An 18133-nucleotide genomic window follows, 5' to 3' on the forward strand; every position below is an offset into this window, starting at 1 on the left:
TGCTACTCAGAATCTAGAATTTCTACGTTGTACCGTTGAATCAACAGCCTTGAAGGCTCGATTGGCGACACGCGGAGCAGATTCTTTTGAAAACACACAATCAGGTGAAGTCGCAATGAAACGAAAGCAGTTCCTGCGCTACACGGGGGCTGCGTTGAGCGTAGCCGCTTTGGGTCCGGTGTTGACGGCATGCGGAGGGGGTAGTGACTTTGTCAGTACAGCCCCCGCTGCAACGGTAGGCATCCTGTCGCCTGAAGAAATTGCGGGCCTGAAGTTCATGCGCGAAGAAGAGAAGCTGGCCCACGATGTTTATGTGTACCTGTATGGCCTGTGGGGCGCCAATCCCAATGCCACTGTCTTCAGCCTGATCGCGCTGAGCGAGACTACCCACACCGAAGCTATTCTGGCGCTGCTGGTCAAGTACGGCATAGCCGATCCGGCGGCAGGGAAATTGCCTGGTGAATTTACAGACCCTGCTCTCCAGACCTTGTACAACACACTGATCGGCATGGGGCAGGTCAGTCTGATCGAGGCGCTCAAAGTCGGCGCCCTGATCGAAGAAACCGACATCCACGACATCAACGCCAAGAAGGCCGTCACCGACGAGGTGGACATCGTGCAGGTGTATGACAGCCTGCTGTGCGGTTCGCGCAACCACCTGCGTGCCTTCAATACACAGCTGCTGGCGCTGGGGGTGACCTATGTGCCCACGGTCATCACCCAGGCCGAATGGGACGCGATTGCCAACGCACTACCTGAAACCTGCGGCGGGTGACTCCAGGGGCACTTGGCTGGCGACCGTCTCCCTGTGCCAATGTGCGCCCGCCGGGCGATGTATTACGGGGGGCAAGCCGGCGCCATGCCGTTGATCCAGTCGCGCACTAGCGCGTTGCCTTCTGCATGAAGCACGTGCCGGCCCAGTTCAGGCATGGCCACGCTGGGCGGATTGACACCGCTGCGGTAGTTGCCGATACGGTAAAAGAGGAAGGACGCATCTGCATTGCCGGGCGTGATGTCGTAGTTGAACTGGCCGCTACGCTGTCCGCCCACCGGTGGCTTGCAGACGCCCAGACGGGTTGTATCCGTCACCGCCAGCTCCAGCCAGAGACCTGTGTTGGCCGACCGGCCCGTGGCGCTGTGGCAAGAGGCGCAATTCACGTCCAGATAGGCCCGGGCGCGCGCCGCAACGGGCGCTGCCAGCACGTCATTCCACACCACCATCCGGGGGGCCGGTGCCAAATAGCCGGCCAGCAACTGCAGCGCCGCCAGCGTGTCCAGCTGGTTCGCGCTGCCGGTGGTGTAGGCGTAGTCACGGTTGAGGTTGTTGGCCTTGGGGCCGATGGCTTCAAAAGTGCCTGTGCTCACATTCGTTGCATGACACGTCAGGCACTGGTTGTCGCTGGGAACGGCATAGGTGAACGGGGTGCGCGCCCCCTGCGCGGATACCAGCTCGACGCTGACGTTCTGGCCCGCGCGCACCAATGTCGCATCCTTCTGGTCGGCGTCCCACACATAGGTGACCGCGCCCCAACGGCCACTGGGCTCACGCACCATCAGGCGCGTCTCGATCAGGCGGTTGTTCACCAGATCGACGGTTTCGCCGCCGTCCACCTGGTCTGTCTGCGCGGCCCCTACCAATCCCGGTGCAGAGGCGACGGCCTTGGGGTAGAAAAACGTCTTGCTGATGATGGCGCCGACCGGAAACTGCAGCTGCCCCTCCGCCATATAGCCAATCTGGGTGCCTTTGGGAAGCCACAGCGTGCGGAATTTGTGTGAGTAGTCGGAGAACAGCGCCGTATTCAGGCTGTAGGGCTGCACGCCCTGCTGGAGGGAAAGGGTCTGGCCGTTGCTCAGAATGAGGTTCCATGCCGAGAGCCTGGCAGGAGCCGTGGCGGCCGTGAAGACCGCGACACTGGGCGAAGCTGGCGCACCAGGACTGACCAGCGTCGTTGCGGGCGTCTCCGAGCCTCCCCCGCTGCCACTACCTCCACCTCCGCACGCGGTCACTGCCAGCACCAGCCCCGCTGCCACTGCAGCAGCCGATCCACCCGTTTGCTTTCTCAAGCGCTTGCCCTGCATGCCATGCCTTTCGCAGATGAACATTGGACATCCCGATGTTCATTCTTTCCAGTATGGTTTCTGCGTCGCATTTAGCCCCTGAGAATTGTCAGAGCCAGCCGATGAATTTGCCACTCTGCGCCACCCGGAGCGCGCAGTGGGTCGTCGTCCGATGCGGGTTGGCACCCGCCGGTTTGTGCCGCAAAACTGTAACTGCGCGTTACCGTGACGCACGTGTATTGACACATCGGCTTACATCCTCGCCCAATCGACTGAGATAGCTCAGTTGCATTGGCGGAGTGCGCCCCTACTCTGCCTGCATGAGCGGTGCCTTTGCATCGCATTGAAGGACGAAAAATGCAACGAAAGCAATTTTTGCGTTACATGGGCGTCACATTGGGTGTAGCGGCATTGGCCGCGTGTGGCGGCGGTGGTGGTGACCTTGCGAATACAGCCATCCCCGCGACGCTGGCAGCCCAGGCCGCGACGGACCGGCTGGCAGACCCGGCGGCAACTGTGACAAGCCTGTCGCCGGAAGAAATCGCCGGCCTGAAGTTCATGCGCGAGGAAGAGAAGCTGGCGCACGACGTCTATGTGGCCCTGTTTGACCTCTGGGGTGCCAATGTCTTCAGCCAGATCGCGCTGAGTGAGACCACCCACACTGAAACCATTTTGGCGCTATTGACCAAGTACGGTATCGCTGATCCGGCGGCGGGCAAAGCGCCGGGTGAGTTTGAAGACCCCGCGCTCCAGACCCTCTACAACACACTGATTGCCATGGGGCGGCCCAACCTGATTGAAGCGCTCAAAGTCGGCGCGTTGATCGAGGAAACCGACATCCACGACATCAACGAGAAGAAGGCCGTTACGGACGAGGCGGATATCGTGAACGTGTACAGCAGCCTGCTGTGCGGCTCGGGCAACCACTTGCGCGCCTTCAACGGGAATCTGCTCGCGCAAGGAGTGACCTATGTGCCGCAGGTCATCACCCAGGCTGAATGGGATGCGATTGCCAGCGCACCCGCGGAGACCTGCGGGGGGTGATCTTTTTTATCGCTGTGCCAGCCAGGCGGTCAGCCCGAAACCGGTGTTGTAAATGGCATGCATCAGCACGGCCGGCCAGACGCTTCCCATGCGCTCCCGCAGGTGGCCCAACACCAGTGATGGCACCACCACCGCCAGCGCCCAGGCCAGCGGCTGCGCCCGCAGATGCAGCGCTACAAACCCCAGCGTTACCAGCAGATTGGCCAGCGTGAGCGGCCCCAGTCGGCGCGGCTGGCCACTGGGGCTGGTCAGCCGCAGTGCCTGCCCCTGCAGGATGCCGCGAAACACCAGCTCTTCCAGCAGCGGTTGCACCAGCGCAAACGAGGCCCAGGCGACCCAGCCCACCGGTGCGTGCATGCGCCCACCCACCAGTAGACCCAGCGCCAGCCAGGCCGGCAGCGCCAGCAGTACGGCCAGCGCCAGATGCGCGTCTGGCGGCCAGGCGGTCAGGGCGGGTTTGGGCCAGGTGAGGCCGCACTCCTGCATAAGGGTTGGCTGCGTTGAATGCACGGTTCTCATCTTCCCATGAAAAAAGCGCCGTCTGTTACCGGACGGCGCTTTGCGTGATGCACCAGGACCTTTCAGCCCCGGTCGCGTCCCCAGTTTAGCGACGGCGCAGGCGGCGCACGCCCAGACCGATCACACCCAGTGCAGCCAACAGTGGCAGCATGGGGTCGAACGGTGCATTGCCGGTGGCCGTGGTGCAACCGCCACCGCTGCTGCTGGAAGCAGCCACGGCGGCGGTCGGAACCACCAGCGGTGTGGGTGTCGTGCCCTCCAGCGGTGTCGGTGTCGTGCCCACATAGCTGGGTGCAACCTGCGAATCGGCAACCACGGGAATGATGCGGATCGTGAAATCCTCTTTGCCGTCAGCGTTGCTATCACCAAGACCATTACCCACCTTGACGATGTAGTTGAGGCCCAGATTCAGCACGTCCTCAATGTCGTCAATGGCGTAGAGCTTGTCTGCTTGCCACGCCTTGAATTCGGCATCACTGACGATGGCAGAACCCGAGTCGTTGTTCTTGCGCCAATTGGTGCCGTCCCACCAGGCGACGAGATCGGCATCGGTGCTTGGATTGTTGTCGAAGTCCCAGAAAATGCCTTTGGGCTGCCATTTGCTTGGCAGCCAGTCACCAAACAACGCCGTGTAGTTGCTCGGCAACGCGGTGGTTGATTTGATGGTGTCGTACGGGTTCAAGCCAGGGACTCCACTGACCGGGTCGATGTAGGTGGTAGCACAGCTGCCCGCCTTCGAGCACTCCTGTACCACGCCAAATCCGGCAGTACGGATATCAAAGAAACCGTTAGTCGGGAAATGAGGCAGCTGCTGTGGACCGAACAGACCGTGCGAGAAGGTCGCCAAGCCTTCGACAGCGTCAAAAATATCCGAGCCGTCACGCGTAAAGACGCCTGAGATTTTCGTGCCTCCCTCGGCGATGCCGAGGGAAATGTGCAGATTGTTCTCAATGCCCAGGTTGGCTGCAGACTGGAAGCTGGCCCCCAAGCCTGTGCCGACCACAACTTTGTAGCCCTTGAGGCGCACGCCGGTGTAGTTGTTGATCTTGCTGAATACCTGATAGGGCTGCAGACCGCCACTGTTCGCCACATTGAAGAGCAGATCGATGGGTTTGCCCTCTCCACCATTCGCCACGCCATCCACGGTCGCCGGTTGCATGGCAATCTTGAACCGCTTGTGCGTCTGGAACTCGCTGGAGCAGATGACTGGTTGCGGAGTCGCACTGTCCAGGTACGCCGCAGCGGCATTGCCGGTTTCGGCAGCACTCAAGTAGGAGGTATTGATCAGGCAGTTTTGTGGCTTGCCGTTTTTGGTGGCGGTATCGCCATAGACCGCCTTGATGCCGGCAGGCTCGCCGACTGGCCAGACCTTGCCGGTCAGCTTGGCCATGATCGTGTTAGCCGCATCCTTGATGTAGCTCACAAAGCTGTCCCCAATCGCCATGGCCGAGTAGGCGCCCGTGGCTTTGTCAAACGTTCCGAACTCGGTGCCGTCGACCGTACGGACCAGTTTCACGTCCACATTGTCGAGATTCCAGGCGCCCACGCAGGCGGTGGTTTTCGATTCGTCGACATCCGTGGTGGCAGGGTTATCCACCCCGCAGGCCCCAAGCAGGCCGGCGGTGTTGTTCGAGTTGTTGATCTCGCCCGCATACAGGCTGGTCGTCAGCAGCATGCCGGCGACCGCAAGGTTCACCGCAGTGGCGCGTCGTGCTCGTGGTTTCGTGCGTGTCATAAATTCATCTCTCTTCAGTCAAATAAAAAAACAGAACGCTTGCCCTCACTGCGGTGCGAGGACCTGACGGTTCAGTCATGAAATAAATGCCGCCCGGTAACGGGCGACACTTTGCTTCCTACCAGACACCGGGGCTTGCCAGCCCCGGTGCAGCAAGGATGTTTAGCTACGACGTGCGCGGCGCAGGCCCACGCCGATCAGGCCCAGCGCAGCCAGCGCCGGCAGCATCGGGTCGAACGGTGCCTGGCCGGCGGCCATGGTGCAACCACCGCCACTGTCGCTGGTTGCGGTTGATGTGGTCGGTGTGACGGGTGGAACCACCGGATCAGCGACCGTACCCTCAGTACCGTTGCGGTAGATCACATCAGTCGCAGTCCCGCTTTTCTGCATCCACAGGGCTCCGAGAGTCTTGCCGTCAGGCGGCGAGCGCAGCTGGGCTTCCGACGCCTGCAAAGTAGCGCCGCCATCCCCAGCCAGCAGTTGTACCGTTTCGAAAGTGGCGCCCTGGTCCGTGCTGCGGGTCAGGTAGATATCCTGCGGCAGCGGCGTGGCCGAATTCGTTTCCGTACCCCAGGACGCAAACATCACATTGCGGTTTTGCACATCGGTCGCATCGGATGTCGCCACCGCAGTGGGCAGCTTGATCGTGCCCGGTGTGCCCACGAGACGAGGTTCGACGACACGCAGGGCCGGGTTCGTGATGTTGGACATATTTCTTGCCGCACCCCAAGTGTTGCCGCCGTCGGTCGATCGCTTGACGTACAGGTTGTAGGTGGCGGTATAGGCATCGGCGGCAGCCTTGTCCGGCGTCATGTCGTACGCAATGGCGGCGAAGTCACCCCGCAACACGCCGCGTTGTGCCAGAGAGTTGTCGGTCAGGGATGCGGCGGTCGGATCGCTGAGGTTGATCGCGGTGTCCGCCAGCACATCGGCCGGGGCAAAACCAGTAGAGAGAGTGCCGCGTAACGCCGTGTTCTTGATCCCGCGGCGAACGACCACATCCGAAGCCGCTGCCGGCGTGGTGAGTGTGGTTTCGCGCCAGAGCAGCATCACGTGGACGCCCTTGGTGTCGCCGTCGGCTGCATCGCCGTCCTTGTCCCCTGCGGTATCGAGCGCTTCGTTGCCTTGCAGCAGGAAACGGACGCGACGGGCGTTGTTGGCGGTGTTGCTGATCCCGGTGCCGGCCTTGTTGTTGTCGAGGTTCGGATAACTGCTGGCGGGGAAGTTGTGATAAATGATCTGCTTGCCGCTGGTGCCGTCACCCTTGGTTTCTTCGTAGGCAATGACGGCGGTGCTGCCGCTGATGGCAAGGTTGGCGCGGGATGCACCGGGCGTGCCTGTCGCCGTGTCATTGTTGTCACTGACTTGGACCGGTGCAGGAAAGGCCGTGCCCGCCTCGAAACCGGTTTTGGACAGGTAGGTGTACCAGATGTTGGTGCCTGGGCTGACGTTGGCACCCGAGGCGCCATCGCCCGAACCCTCGGCATCGCCCAGCTGAAGACCCTTGGGGTCAGCCTGGAACGTGATGGCAAAGTGACCGGTCGATGCTGTGTCCGTCGTGTATTGCACGGATCCCGCCGGGACATCTTCGTCCGGATCCATCGAGCCATCCGTCAGGCGCTGCAGAGACCAACTCGTCCCGCCGTTAACAGATCGCGCTGCCCACAGGCACATGTAGGGTTGGTTGTGTCCCGTCAGGGTAACCAGGTTGGTATTGATTTTTTGTGTCGCAACGCCCTCGCAATCCGAACTGGTCCACGTCAGTAAAGCGTCCGCCCCTTTGCCTGCGTTCAGAACGCCAATCGGGGGCACGAAGATGTTGGGTTTGTTGTTTGTGACAGTGAAAGCTTCCGTCACGGTGGTGACCGGGTCAGTCACGCTGATGGCGTTGCCGCCGTTGTTCGTGACTTGCGTTTGCGTCCAGGTGGCGCCGTTGTCGGTCGAACGCGCAATCCAGATGTTTTGCGCACCGGCAGGACCATCGGCATAGACCAGCAACTGGGCTTTGACGTCGTATTGCGGAACCGCTGGATCCGATTTGTACGAAATCCAGCCCATCTTGGCCTTGTAGGCGTTATTGGCAGGATCGCTGGTCGATACAACGACGGGCGCGTCAAGCTGGATGAGTGTTGCGGCAATCGCCGCGGTCGCTACCGCCACAGCGGTGAGTGCAATGGCGACCTTGCCGTGTTTCAGTTCAAGTTTCATGCGGTTTTCCTAAAAAAATGGACCGTCGAAAAGCTTACAACCGTAAGCATTTGTAAAAGTCTAGGGTTGCGGCGCTGGATTACTCTTGATTTATATCAGTACCAGGTGGGGTATTTGCGATCAGACTAACAACTGTGTATTCGATACACCACGGTCTTGGGAGAATTTCATTTCCCGGACTCTTTTTATTGATGACAAAGGAGTTAACCATGTTGAAACGCAAAGTAAATTTGACGGGTCTGGCGCTAGTTGCTGCAGTTGCACTGTCGGCCGCGGTGGTGACCACCAGTGCTGTGGCGCAGGATAAAACCCAGGACCGCACACAACTTCGCACCCAGGACCAGATCTATGGCAGCCAGTTCATGACGGACGGCGAGCGCAACGAATACCAGGCGCGGATGCGTAGCATGAAGACGGAACAGGAGCGTGAAGCCTACCGTCTGGAGCATCACAAACAGATGCAGGAGCGTGCCCGCGCCAAGGGTGTCTCGCTGCCCGATGAGCCGCCTGCGCGAGGCGCTGGACCTGGACCCCGCCCAGCTGCCGGCGGCGGGGCAGGGGGCGGCATGGGTGGTGGGATGGGCGGAGGCCCCGGCGGCAAGAAGTAAGCTAGCGCTGGCGTTGAGCGCCGTCACACGGTCTGCAAGCGCTCCAGTTGCAGCACCCGGTAGATGCGCCCGAGTTTGTCCAGCGGCTCAATCACTTCCTCGCGCACCAGCCGGGTGACTTCGCGGCTGATGGTTTCGGGTTTCAGGTCCAGCATGGCGCCCATGTCGTCGCGAGAAAAAAGCATGGCAACTCGACTATCGGTTGGGCTTCGCATCTTGAGAATGAAGTTGCAGACCCGTTGCCTTGCAGTTCCAAAGTTGAGGTCGGCCAGCCAGTCATCGGCCTCCTTGAGTGCCTGTTGCCACTTCAACGTGAGCCGGCGGTGAAGGTGCTCGCTGCTGGCCTCCAGCGTGTGAATCACGTCCAGCGGAATCCGGCAGACGGCCACGTCGGTCAAGGCAACCGCCTCGCTGTCGTAGCGTGATGTGGCCAGTGCTTCGAGCCCTGCCACATCGCCGGGACGCAGCACCCGCACAATGCGCTGCCGTCCGTCGGTGGTCACGCGCACCAGTTTGATCATGCCGGTGCGCAGGGTGAATATGCCCTGCGACGGGCTACGCTCGGCATAGAGCGACGCCGCTTCTTTCAACTCAAGTTGGTCAATGGGCACATGAAGCATGTCGAAGTCAGGCTCATCAAGGTCGCCAAACAACACCATGTCGCGAATTCCACAGTGGCGGCAGTCGGCGGTGCCGCGGTATGCGGATTCAATCTTGATCGGGATCATCGGGTCACTTCATTGATAATTGTTTTATGCAAACTCATTCGCATAGTATCTGGTGGCTGCGGATTGCCACGTTCTCGGTTGCCGCATTGGCCGCCGCCAGCGCCACCTTTTGGGTTCTGAAGTGGACTGCGCCAGCACCTGCGCGCCTAGGCGCAGCCGTCAATTTTGCCGGGCCCAGCCAGGGAGATCCGCAAGTGGTGGCACGCCTGCTGGGCGGCGGTCAGACCGGCATCGCCGCTGCGCAGGCCGTGACAATCGACACTGCGGCCAGTCGGTTCAAACTGACCGGCGTGGTGGCAGACCGCGCCAAAGGGGGCTACGCCCTGATCTCCGTTGACGGCAAACCCGCCAGACCCTATCGGGTGGGCACCCTCGTGGACAACGCCCTGGTGCTGCAGTCTGTGGCACCGCGTAGCGCGGCCCTGGCGGCCAGTGCTGACGCACCGGTGTCAATCATCCTGGATCTGCCTAAGTTGGCGCAACCGTGACGCCAGCGTGCACTTGTTCCGATCGTGAAGGCGCTTTCGCTGCATGCGCTGAAATCCACTGAATCAGCGCGACCAGCCCCAGTGGCCTGCTGAACAGGAAGCCCTGACCCTTGTTGCAGCGCAGTGCCCGCATCAGGTCGGCTTGCCCGGTGGTCTCAATGCCTTCGGCCACGGTGTTCATGCCCAGGGTCTCGGCCATGAGGATGGTGGCTTCAATCAGCACCCGGTGGTAGTCACTGGTCTGCGCCATACTGACAAAGGAGCGGTCAATCTTGACTGTGTGCACCGGGAGTTCGTGCAGACAGGACAAGGACGAATAGCCGGTGCCGAAGTCATCCAGCGCCAGGGTCACGCCCAGCGACCGAAGCTCCTGCAATCTGGCTTGCACGACGCTGTCCTGGGCGGCCAGGCTCTCGGTGACCTCCAGCTGCAGTTGGGCGGCTTCCATGCCGCTGGCGCGCAGCACGTCGCGCACATTGCCAACCAGCGCGGGGTCACGCAGCTGTGCACGTGACAGGTTGACCGACACCGAGCGCGGCGCCTCCCGGCCCAGCAGGGCCTGCAGATGCTCGAACTCAGCACAGGCGGTTTGCAGCACAAAGTGCCCGATTGACTCAATCAGACCGCAAGCCTCGGCGACGGGGATGAATTCAACCGGCGATACCAGGCCGCGTAGCGGGTGCTGCCAGCGCACCAGTGCCTCCATGCCCGCCAGCTCCCCGCTGACCAGGTCGACCAGAGGCTGGTACACCACAAACAGTTCATCCTGGCGCAGGGCCCGGCGCAACTCCGCCTCCAGCGTCACATCATCCCGCACACGCTTGTGCATGGAGGGTTCGAACAGGACATAACGTCCGCGTCCGGTCCGCTTGGCCTCGTACATGGCAATGTCGGCGTCGCGCAGAACGGCTTCGACGTCGTCGGCTGCATGGGTCGACGTCACGATGCCGATGCTGACGCTGGAATTGACGGTGTGCGACTCGATCACATAGGGTTGCGCCAGCACATCGAGCAGGCGGGAGGCCACAATTTCAGCATCCAGATCGCCACGAATGTCGTCCAGCACCACCACGAATTCATCTCCGCCAATGCGCGCGGCCATCTGGCTGAAGTCGCTGCTGGGGGTGTAGGAGTCGCCGGGACGCAGACTCTGCTGCAGGCGTTGGGCAATCTGGCGCAGCAGTTCATCGCCCACGCTGTGCCCCAGGGTATCGTTGACCTGCTTGAAGCGGTCAAAATCCATGAACAGGACCGCAAAGTTGTAGCCCGGCTCGGCCCGCGCCCGGATGATGGCGTCGCGCACCCGCTCCATCACGACGGCACGGTTGGGCATCTGGGTCAGAGTGTCCGTCCGGGCCATTTCGCGGAGCTGCTCTTCCAGCAGGCGTTTGGCATTGATGTCAATGCATACGCCTGCCATGCGCAGCGGCCGGCCCTCCGGGCCCCGGGTGACAACAGCGCCGCTGAACATCATCCAGACCCAAAGACCATTGCCGTGGCGGATGCGGATTTCAAACCGCCTTTGCATGCCCGGGGTAACCATCTGTTCCTTCATCAAGGACATCCAGGCCGGCACATCCTCCGGATGAATCAGTCTGTAGAAGCCCTTTGACGTCATCTCGACATCGCCACGACGGCAGCCAAAAATCTCCAGCAGCCGGTCGTTGCATGTCATTTCATCAGCCGCAATGTCCCATTGCCAGGTGCCCAGACCGGCGCCATCCACCGCCAGAGCGAGCAGCTGCTGTTGCTCGCGCTGTTCCGTTACGTCGACCATCGAAGACACGACGCCCGACAGATCCCCCTGTGCGTCGCGCAAGGGCTCGGTATTCACCATCAACCAGCGCATTTCCCCGTTGGGCTTGATATGCCCCAGTGATTCACCCCGCAGGCCCTCGCCGGTGCGCAACGTGCGCGCCGTGGGCAGCTCGGAGGTCGGGTAGGGCGTCAGGTCATCGCGCACACTGCCGCCGGCCACCGATGTCGAGGCAAGCCCCATCAGCTCGTCGCGGCTCAGGCCCGATATCTCGCTGGTGGCCGGGTTGCAGTCAATCACCTCGCCGGTACTTGACTGCACGACCACGCCGACGGGCAGGGCATTGAACACGGCGGTCATTTTGTGGCGCTGATTGACCCGCTCCGTAATGTCCAGTCCCATCACCATATAGCCGGACAGCTTGCGGTGCTCATCGTAGGTGGGCTGGTATTCCACATCCAGCCAGATGTTCTGGCCGTTGTGGGCTCTGACCAGAATCTCCATCTTGACACTCAGGCCACGGTCCAGTTCGTCAGCCAACAGCGCCATTTCCTGCGCATCGTTGCCTTGCGATGCGGCATAGGCCAGAAGATTCTTTCCAACGGCTTCAGACTCGGTCAAGCCCAGTCCCTGCAAGGCGGCCTGGTTGGCCCAGAGAACGACGCGATCAGGCGTGGTGGTGAGAACCCAGTTGCTGGTGCGTTCCGCGACCAATGCCAGGCGTTTCATCTCCTGCGTCTGCGTGGTCAGGGCCCGATACAAGCGCTGGAGTGCACGCGCGGCGGGTTTGCGCATGGTGATGGCCAGAGCGGCCAGCAACAGCATCGTCAGCCCACTCCATAACTGAAGCGGCGTCACGATGAAGCGCCGTCTGGATGAAGGAAGGCAGGCCGGGCTTTGTCAAGGATGTCACTCGTGAGAATCCCACATCCGCAGCGCAAGCGGATTTGGGATTGCTGACACAAGTCATGCATGGACACTGCCCACGAAAGCGTTACCTTTGGCTGCCTTGAAAGAATTGGATGATGCTACCAGAAGGGCGGGCCGGGTTGCCCGTTCAGGACAGTGCCGCGCGCATGGCGTCAATCACCGACTTGTAGTCGGGTTTGCCGAAGATGGCACTGCCCGCCACGAAGGTGTCAGCCCCGGCATCCGCCACGCGGCGGATGTTGTCGACCTTGATGCCACCATCGACCTCCAGGCGAATGTCCTTGCCGCTGGCGGTGATGCGCCGGCGCACGTCTTCGATCTTGCGCAGTGCCGAGTCAATGAAGCTCTGACCTCCAAAGCCGGGGTTGACACTCATGATGAGCACCAGGTCGATGTCGTCGATCACCCAGTCCAGCACGTCCAGCGGCTCGGCCGGGTTAAACACCAGACCGGCCTTGCAGCCTTTGGACTTGATGGCCTGAATGCTGCGGTGTACATGGCCCGAGGCATCAGGGTGAAAGCTGATGAGGTCGGCGCCGGCCTCGGCAAAGGCCGCCGCCAGGGCATCAACGGGTTGCACCATAAGGTGCACATCGATTGGCACTGCCACGCCGGCCGCGGTTTTGGCGTGCGGTTTGAGGGCGCTGCAAATCATGGGGCCGAAGGTGAGGTTGGGGACGTAATGGTTGTCCATCACGTCAAAGTGGATCCAGTCGCTGCCGGCGGCGATGACGTTCTTGACCTCATCGCCCAGGCGGGCAAAGTCGGCAGAGAGAATGGACGGGGCGATGCGGTAGGTCATGGCGATAAACCTTAATAGGCTGGTGGGCAGTCGGGATGAAAAGACGGGGTCTTCAGGAAGGGTATTTTCGCAGGTAGCATTGCAGCATGTCCAAGTACCAATTTCGAGTTGAAGTCTTACCCCAGTATCTGGCCGAGCAATCGGCCCCGGAGCAAGGGCTGTATGTCTTCTCTTACACCATCACCATCACCAATACTGGCGATGTACCGGCGCAGCTGATCTCGCGCACCTGGAACGTCAACGACGCCAACGGCCACACCGAAAAGGTCAAGGGGCTGGGTGTGGTGGGGCAGCAGCCGCTGCTCAAACCGGGCCAGACCTTCGAGTACACCAGCGGCACGCGCCTGCGCACACCCACCGGCACCATGCACGGCAGCTTCTTCTGTGTCGCCGAGGACGGTGAAAAGTTTGACACCGACGTGCCGATGTTTGTGCTGGATGCCCTGAGTGCGGGCGGCGGCACGCGCACCCTGCATTGACGTTCCTGCCCCGCATGAAATCCATGCACGATCTGCCGAAGTTGCTGGATGCCATCGACCCCCGGGCTGCACTGGTGCAGCGGCACTTGTGGCTGATTTCTCTGTTTGAATGGCTGCGCGGCGACTGCAGTTCGGTCCCGGCATCGATTGCCCGGGTCCAGCTCTTGCTGGACGCCGTGCAGGCCCGGCCCGAGATGCAGGCGCGCGTGCAGGCGTGGTGGCAGACCCTGGTCGAAACCATTGATGGCACCACGCTGCTGGCCGACTACGGATTTTCCTCGCGCAGTGCCTTTGTCAGCGAGTTCGCGGAACGCATTCGCCAAAAAGTGCTGCCGGGCACGCCGGAAACAGCGGATGCCTCCGCGCTGTTTTCCTTGGTCCTGTCCCACGGTTTTGACGCTCGCTGGCTGGCCGCGCTCGATGAGGCCGCGCTGGCACGCATTGCATCGCTGCTGCAGACACCTCAGGCGGCGCCAGCTGCCTGCGCGCCGCCAAGCATCTCGCGGTGGCAGGGCACGGTGCTGGAGGCCATCACGTTTTGCACCAGCCAGGTCAGTGCCACCGGGTTTTCGCCCGAACTGCGCCTGCGCATGAGCGCGCCAGCCCGCGACGCGGGCCCCTTTCATTGCCTGATGCGCGACTTTGAAACGCTACGCGACGTGTACCTGGCCGCACCGGACAACGACAGCGACGAACGCCAGGCGGCGCTGCAGCAGTTTCGCGAACGGCTCGAAGCCTGTCGCGGTGCGGCGGCCTCGGTCTACACCCATCTGGACGCGCACGGCATTTCAGTGAACCTGGTGTTTCAGCTGCGTCAGCTGCGCGAGCGGGTGCTGCGTATTCGCGCCCTGCTGGACTGCCTGATGTCGGTTCACCCCGCGGCCAGCACCGCGCGGCTGCTGTCGCACCTGGTGACGGTGGGCCAGGAGCGGCGCAGCGTGCGCGCACTGATTGCCTCCAACTCCTCCATGCTGGCGGCCAAGGTGGCCGAGCGCAGTTCTGAGACGGGCGAGCACTACATTACCCGGACCCTGGCGGAATACCGCGACATGCTGGGCAAGGCGGCCGGCGGCGGCGCACTGACCGCGTTGACAACCTGGCTGAAGTTTCTGGTGATGACCATCGGACTCTCGGCCTTCTGGGGTGGTTTTTGGGCGGGTGTGGTGTACGCGGCGAGCTTTGTGCTCATCCAGTTGCTGCACTTCACGCTGGCCACCAAGCAGCCGGCCATGACGGCGCCGGCCATGGCCGCCAAGCTCAAGGACCTCAGCGGTCCACGCGCCCTGGACGACTTTGCGGATGAGGTCACCCATCTGGTGCGCTCCCAGGTGGCGGCGGTGCTGGGCAATGTGCTGATGGTGTTCCCGGCGGTGCTGCTGATATCCGGCGCCCTGCAACTGACCATGGGCCGCTCCATGATTGACGCCAAAGGCGCGGAATATGTGTTTCATTCCTTGACGCTGCTCGGGCCAACCGCCCTGTTTGCGGCGTTCACCGGCGTGCTGCTGTTTGCGGCGAGCATCATCGCCGGTTGGGTGGAGAACTGGTTTGTGTTGCACCGGCTCGATTCCGCCATGCGCTACAACCCGCGCATCACCGCTGTGTTGGGCGTGGAACGCGCCAGGCGCTGGGCCGATTTCACCCGCGCCAATGTTTCAGGTTTCGCCTCCAATATCTCGCTGGGTTTCATGCTGGGGCTGATCCCGGCCTTTACCGGCTTTTTCGGACTGGGGCTGGACGTGCGTCACGTCACCCTGTCGGCCGGGCAACTGGCCGCGGCGTGTGCAGCAATCGGGTGGGACGTGGTGCGCGAACCCGCGCTTTGGTGGAGTGTGGCGGCCCTGCCCGTGATTGGTGCCTTGAATCTGGGGGTGAGTTTTTATCTGGCTCTGCGGCTGGCCTTGCGCGCCCACAACGTCACCGGAGTTGACCGGGCACGCATTGGGGCCGTCATCCGGCGTCGCTGGCGTGATGCCCCGTTGAGCTTTTTCTGGCCGACAAGGGATGCCGTGTCGCAGACGCCGGTAAAGGACTGACGTCGTGGGTGAATTTGACCTGATCGAGCGCTATTTCAAGCGACCGGCGCGGCAGGCTGTGCTGGGCGTCGGCGACGACTGCGCCATTTTGCAACCTGCCCCCGGCACGCAACTGGCGATCTCCTGCGACATGCTGGTGGAGGGGCGCCACTTCTTTCCCTCGGTCGATCCGCGCGCCTTGGGCCACAAAGCCCTGGCTGTGAATTTGAGTGACCTCGCGGCCTGTGGCGCCAGGCCGCTGGCCTTCACCCTGGCCCTCGCCCTGCCGCGCGCCGACGACGCCTGGCTGGCGCCGTTTTCACAGGGCTTGCTGGCCTTGGCCGATGCGCACGGCTGCGAACTGGTGGGTGGCGACACCACCCAGGGCCCGCTCAATATCTGCATCACGGTGTTTGGCGAAGTGCCGGTGCTGGACGGGCGCTCGCAGGCGCTGCTGCGATCCGGCGCCCAGCCCGGCGACGACCTGTACGTCAGCGGCACACTGGGCGACGCCGGGCTGGCGCTGGAGGTGTTGCGGGGCGCGGTGTCAGTGCCTGCCCCGGTGTTGGACGCCGCCCGTTTGCGCCTGGAGTCTCCTGCCCCGCGCGTTGCGCTGGGCCTGGCGCTGCGCGGCATTGCCACGGCGGCCATTGATGTCAGCGACGGCCTGTTGGGCGACCTGGGGCATATCCTGAAACAGTCCGGCGTCGGGGCCACCGTGGATGTTGATGTTGCAATTAAATTGATAGCTGCTCGTGCATATTATTCGGGGGCTGGAGGCCGATTTGACACTGAACCCGGCCGGAATCAATGGCTGGCTTGGGCGCTGGCGGGGGGCGACGATTACGAGTTGCTGTTCACCGCGCCGGCGTCAGCGCGTGAAGCCGTCGCCGCCGCGGGCCGGACCAGCCAGACCCCCGTCACGCGCATTGGCCACATTGACCCGGCGCGCGGTCTGCGCCTGGTGGACGGCCAGGGCCAAGCCGTGGCCAACACCTACACCTCGTTCGACCACTTCGCCTGAACGGGCGGCCGGGCCACCGCGCGCAGACAGTCATCAGGGTTGCGCAGCGGCAAGCAGGCGCCGTTCCGCCTGCGTCTGCCCCCCGTAGCCCCAGTCGGTGGCAGGGACTTCCCGCACGATGACGTAGCTGGCCGGCTCTAGCGACTGGCCTTCTCCCAGCTGGTTTTGCAGCTCTGCAAACGCAGCGGCGATGTAGGCGGCCTTCTCCTGCGCCGTGTTGGTGCCCTCCGTGACGCTGATCTCCAGGAACGCTGTCGGGCCCTGCACATCGCTGCCGCCGACATGCCAGCGGGCGGCGGGCACATCGTCAATCATCACGGCCGTGACTTCCGGGCGTTTGCCCAGATGCAAGGCCGTCAGACGGGTGAGTGCACCGGCCAGTGCCCGGTAGCGCGACGGGACTTGCCGGGGTGAGACTTTGAGATAAAGGGTGGGCATGGTCAAACTCCTGAGTGCACAGTTGGATTGGGGGTGGGTGCGCTGCCCGTGCGCTCGTGGGTCCGACGGATCAATCGGGCCTTCCAGCGCGCCGCGCTACGTTCTGCCGTCGCCTGGCCGGTCTCCACGCAGCGCTGCCACACAGCATTGGCGCCACGCCAGAAATCGTCTATGGCCTCGCGGCGCAGGCGGACTGCCTCGGCCTTGGCCTCATCGTGCAGGCGGGCGAGGGTGACGGCATCGGGACGGTCTGTGAACATGGCGGGCTCCGGGTGAGTTGACGATGGTTTGAACTTTATTGGATAATCCAAGCACTGGAAACCGTAAAAAAACCATATTGCTTTTGCATTTTTCGCAAAACAAAGACAAAAATTAACTTATGCAACTACAGCTCGATGACGTCGCTCTTTTTGCCCGCATTGCCGAGTTGGGGACCCTGTCGGCGGCCGCCCGCGAGCGCGATGTGCCAGTCAGTCAGGTGACGCGTTCATTGGTCCGGCTGGAGGCGGCTTGCGGCGTGCGCCTGCTGCACCGCAGCACGCACGGCCTGAGCCTGACCGACGAGGGCGACACTTTTTTGGCCTATGGCCGGCGTCTGCTGGACACCACGGCGGAACTCAGCAGCGAACTGACGGGCAAGCTCAGTGGCCCGAGCGGCTGGGTGCGCGTGAGCATGAGTCCCTTGCTGGCGCAAATGGTCATAGCCCCCAGCCTGAGCGGGCTTTACCGGCAATACCCCCAACTGCACATCGACATCGCCGCCGACGACCGCATGGCCGACATGGCGCGCGAAGGCATTGACATTGCTATCCGCACCGGCACGCCGAACAGCGAAACCCTGGTGGCGCGCCAGATCGGCTCCAACCGGCGTGCGCTTTATGCCTCACCCGCTTACCTGGCCGCCCATGGCACGCCGCAGCATCCCGATGAGCTGAAGCACCATCGCCTCATTGGCAACAGCGCCAGCCCCACCCTCAATCACTGGCCGCTGGCAGGCGCTGGCAAAGGGGCCGAACTGGTGGTGCAGGGCCACACCCGCACCGACAACTCTGCCGTACTGCTGACGCTGGTGGAGCAGGGTGTAGGTATTGCCCGGCTCAATGATCTGCTGGCGCAACCGCTGGTGGCCCGCGGTGCCCTGGTGCCTGTCCTGCCCGGCCACTTTGACAGCCCAAGTGTGCCCATCTACGCCGTGATGCTGCAAGAACGCCACCGTCTGCCCAAAATCCGCGCCTGCATCGATTACTGGGCCCTGTGGCTGGCCGAGATGATGCAAGGGGCAAGCCCCCCTCCGCGATAAT

General features: G+C 62.4%; 17 protein-coding genes. 8 read left to right on the plus strand and 9 right to left on the minus strand.

What is annotated here, in order from left to right; translation table 11 throughout:
- Positions 1–115 precede the first annotated feature (115 nt).
- On the plus strand, positions 116–775 hold the full coding sequence (locus tag Q7T10_RS11060; protein ID WP_304748153.1) for a DUF2202 domain-containing protein: 660 nt from the start codon (positions 116–118) through the stop codon (positions 773–775).
- Positions 776–837: 62 nt separating this feature from the next.
- On the opposite strand, the gene Q7T10_RS11065 is transcribed toward Q7T10_RS11060, so the two are convergent.
- Complete coding sequence (locus Q7T10_RS11065) at positions 838–2103, minus strand: SO2930 family diheme c-type cytochrome (RefSeq protein WP_304748155.1); 1266 nt, start codon at positions 2101–2103, stop codon at positions 838–840.
- A 312-nt stretch (positions 2104–2415) separates the two neighbouring features.
- Here Q7T10_RS11065 and Q7T10_RS11070 point away from each other — a divergent pair, with 312 nt between their 5' ends.
- Positions 2416–3102 carry a DUF2202 domain-containing protein gene (locus tag Q7T10_RS11070; RefSeq protein ID WP_304748156.1) on the plus strand — a complete coding sequence of 229 codons (687 nt, stop codon included), beginning with the start codon at positions 2416–2418 and terminating at the stop codon, positions 3100–3102.
- Positions 3103–3108: 6 nt separating this feature from the next.
- On the opposite strand, the gene mrtJ is transcribed toward Q7T10_RS11070, so the two are convergent.
- The 3 genes from mrtJ to Q7T10_RS11085 all read right to left on the minus strand — a co-directional run bounded on the left by mrtJ (position 3109) and on the right by Q7T10_RS11085 (position 7564).
- Positions 3109–3612, minus strand: coding sequence for a JDVT-CTERM system glutamic-type intramembrane protease (gene mrtJ, locus Q7T10_RS11075; RefSeq protein ID WP_304748158.1), 504 nt, complete (start codon positions 3610–3612; stop codon positions 3109–3111).
- 94 nt (positions 3613–3706) lie between these two features.
- The gene (locus tag Q7T10_RS11080) at positions 3707–5356 is read right to left on the minus strand and encodes a choice-of-anchor F family protein (RefSeq protein ID WP_304748160.1); all 1650 of its coding nucleotides are present in this window, start codon (positions 5354–5356) and stop codon (positions 3707–3709) included.
- Positions 5357–5518: 162 nt separating this feature from the next.
- Positions 5519–7564, minus strand: coding sequence for a choice-of-anchor O protein (locus Q7T10_RS11085; protein WP_304748162.1), 2046 nt, complete (start codon positions 7562–7564; stop codon positions 5519–5521).
- Between the two features lie 209 nt (positions 7565–7773).
- On the opposite strand from Q7T10_RS11085, the gene Q7T10_RS11090 reads away from it, so the two are divergent.
- Positions 7774–8172: a hypothetical protein gene (locus Q7T10_RS11090; protein WP_304748164.1), complete on the plus strand. Its 399-nt coding sequence runs from the start codon at positions 7774–7776 to the stop codon at positions 8170–8172.
- Between the two features lie 23 nt (positions 8173–8195).
- Here Q7T10_RS11090 and Q7T10_RS11095 read toward each other — a convergent pair whose 3' ends face one another.
- Positions 8196–8900, minus strand: coding sequence for a Crp/Fnr family transcriptional regulator (locus Q7T10_RS11095; protein ID WP_304748167.1), 705 nt, complete (start codon positions 8898–8900; stop codon positions 8196–8198).
- A gap of 26 nt (positions 8901–8926) precedes the next feature.
- On the opposite strand from Q7T10_RS11095, the gene Q7T10_RS11100 reads away from it, so the two are divergent.
- Complete coding sequence (locus Q7T10_RS11100) at positions 8927–9388, plus strand: type II secretion system protein N (protein WP_304748170.1); 462 nt, start codon at positions 8927–8929, stop codon at positions 9386–9388.
- On the opposite strand, the gene Q7T10_RS11105 is transcribed toward Q7T10_RS11100, so the two are convergent.
- Together Q7T10_RS11105 and rpe are read right to left on the minus strand one after the other, a co-directional pair.
- The gene (locus tag Q7T10_RS11105) at positions 9369–11969 is read right to left on the minus strand and encodes an EAL domain-containing protein (RefSeq protein ID WP_304748173.1); all 2601 of its coding nucleotides are present in this window, start codon (positions 11967–11969) and stop codon (positions 9369–9371) included. The genes Q7T10_RS11100 and Q7T10_RS11105 overlap by 20 nt on opposite strands.
- A gap of 232 nt (positions 11970–12201) precedes the next feature.
- On the minus strand, positions 12202–12882 hold the full coding sequence (gene rpe, locus Q7T10_RS11110; RefSeq protein ID WP_304748224.1) for a ribulose-phosphate 3-epimerase: 681 nt from the start codon (positions 12880–12882) through the stop codon (positions 12202–12204).
- 80 nt (positions 12883–12962) lie between these two features.
- Here rpe and apaG point away from each other — a divergent pair, with 80 nt between their 5' ends.
- The 3 genes from apaG to thiL are packed head-to-tail and all read left to right on the plus strand — an operon-like array spanning position 12963 to position 16394.
- Positions 12963–13355 (plus strand): Co2+/Mg2+ efflux protein ApaG, encoded by a 393-nt coding sequence (gene apaG / locus Q7T10_RS11115; RefSeq protein WP_304748174.1) that lies wholly within the window; start codon positions 12963–12965, stop codon positions 13353–13355.
- A gap of 14 nt (positions 13356–13369) precedes the next feature.
- Positions 13370–15391, plus strand: a complete 2022-nt coding sequence (locus tag Q7T10_RS11120) for a site-specific recombinase (RefSeq protein ID WP_370653758.1) — start codon at positions 13370–13372, stop codon at positions 15389–15391.
- 4 nt (positions 15392–15395) lie between these two features.
- A complete protein-coding gene (gene thiL / locus Q7T10_RS11125; RefSeq protein WP_304748176.1) occupies positions 15396–16394 on the plus strand; it encodes a thiamine-phosphate kinase in 999 nt (332 codons plus the stop codon).
- Between the two features lie 33 nt (positions 16395–16427).
- Here thiL and Q7T10_RS11130 read toward each other — a convergent pair whose 3' ends face one another.
- A complete protein-coding gene (locus tag Q7T10_RS11130; protein ID WP_304748178.1) occupies positions 16428–16832 on the minus strand; it encodes a 4-oxalocrotonate tautomerase in 405 nt (134 codons plus the stop codon).
- A gap of 2 nt (positions 16833–16834) precedes the next feature.
- A complete protein-coding gene (locus Q7T10_RS11135) occupies positions 16835–17092 on the minus strand; it encodes a hypothetical protein (protein WP_304748179.1) in 258 nt (85 codons plus the stop codon).
- A 119-nt stretch (positions 17093–17211) separates the two neighbouring features.
- Here Q7T10_RS11135 and Q7T10_RS11140 point away from each other — a divergent pair, with 119 nt between their 5' ends.
- Positions 17212–18132 carry a LysR family transcriptional regulator gene (locus Q7T10_RS11140; protein ID WP_304748181.1) on the plus strand — a complete coding sequence of 307 codons (921 nt, stop codon included), beginning with the start codon at positions 17212–17214 and terminating at the stop codon, positions 18130–18132.
- Position 18133: the final 1 nt, after the last annotated feature.

It is taken from the genome of Rhodoferax sp. (genome assembly GCF_030646845.1).
In the GTDB taxonomy this organism is placed as follows: domain Bacteria; phylum Pseudomonadota; class Gammaproteobacteria; order Burkholderiales; family Burkholderiaceae_C; genus Rhodoferax.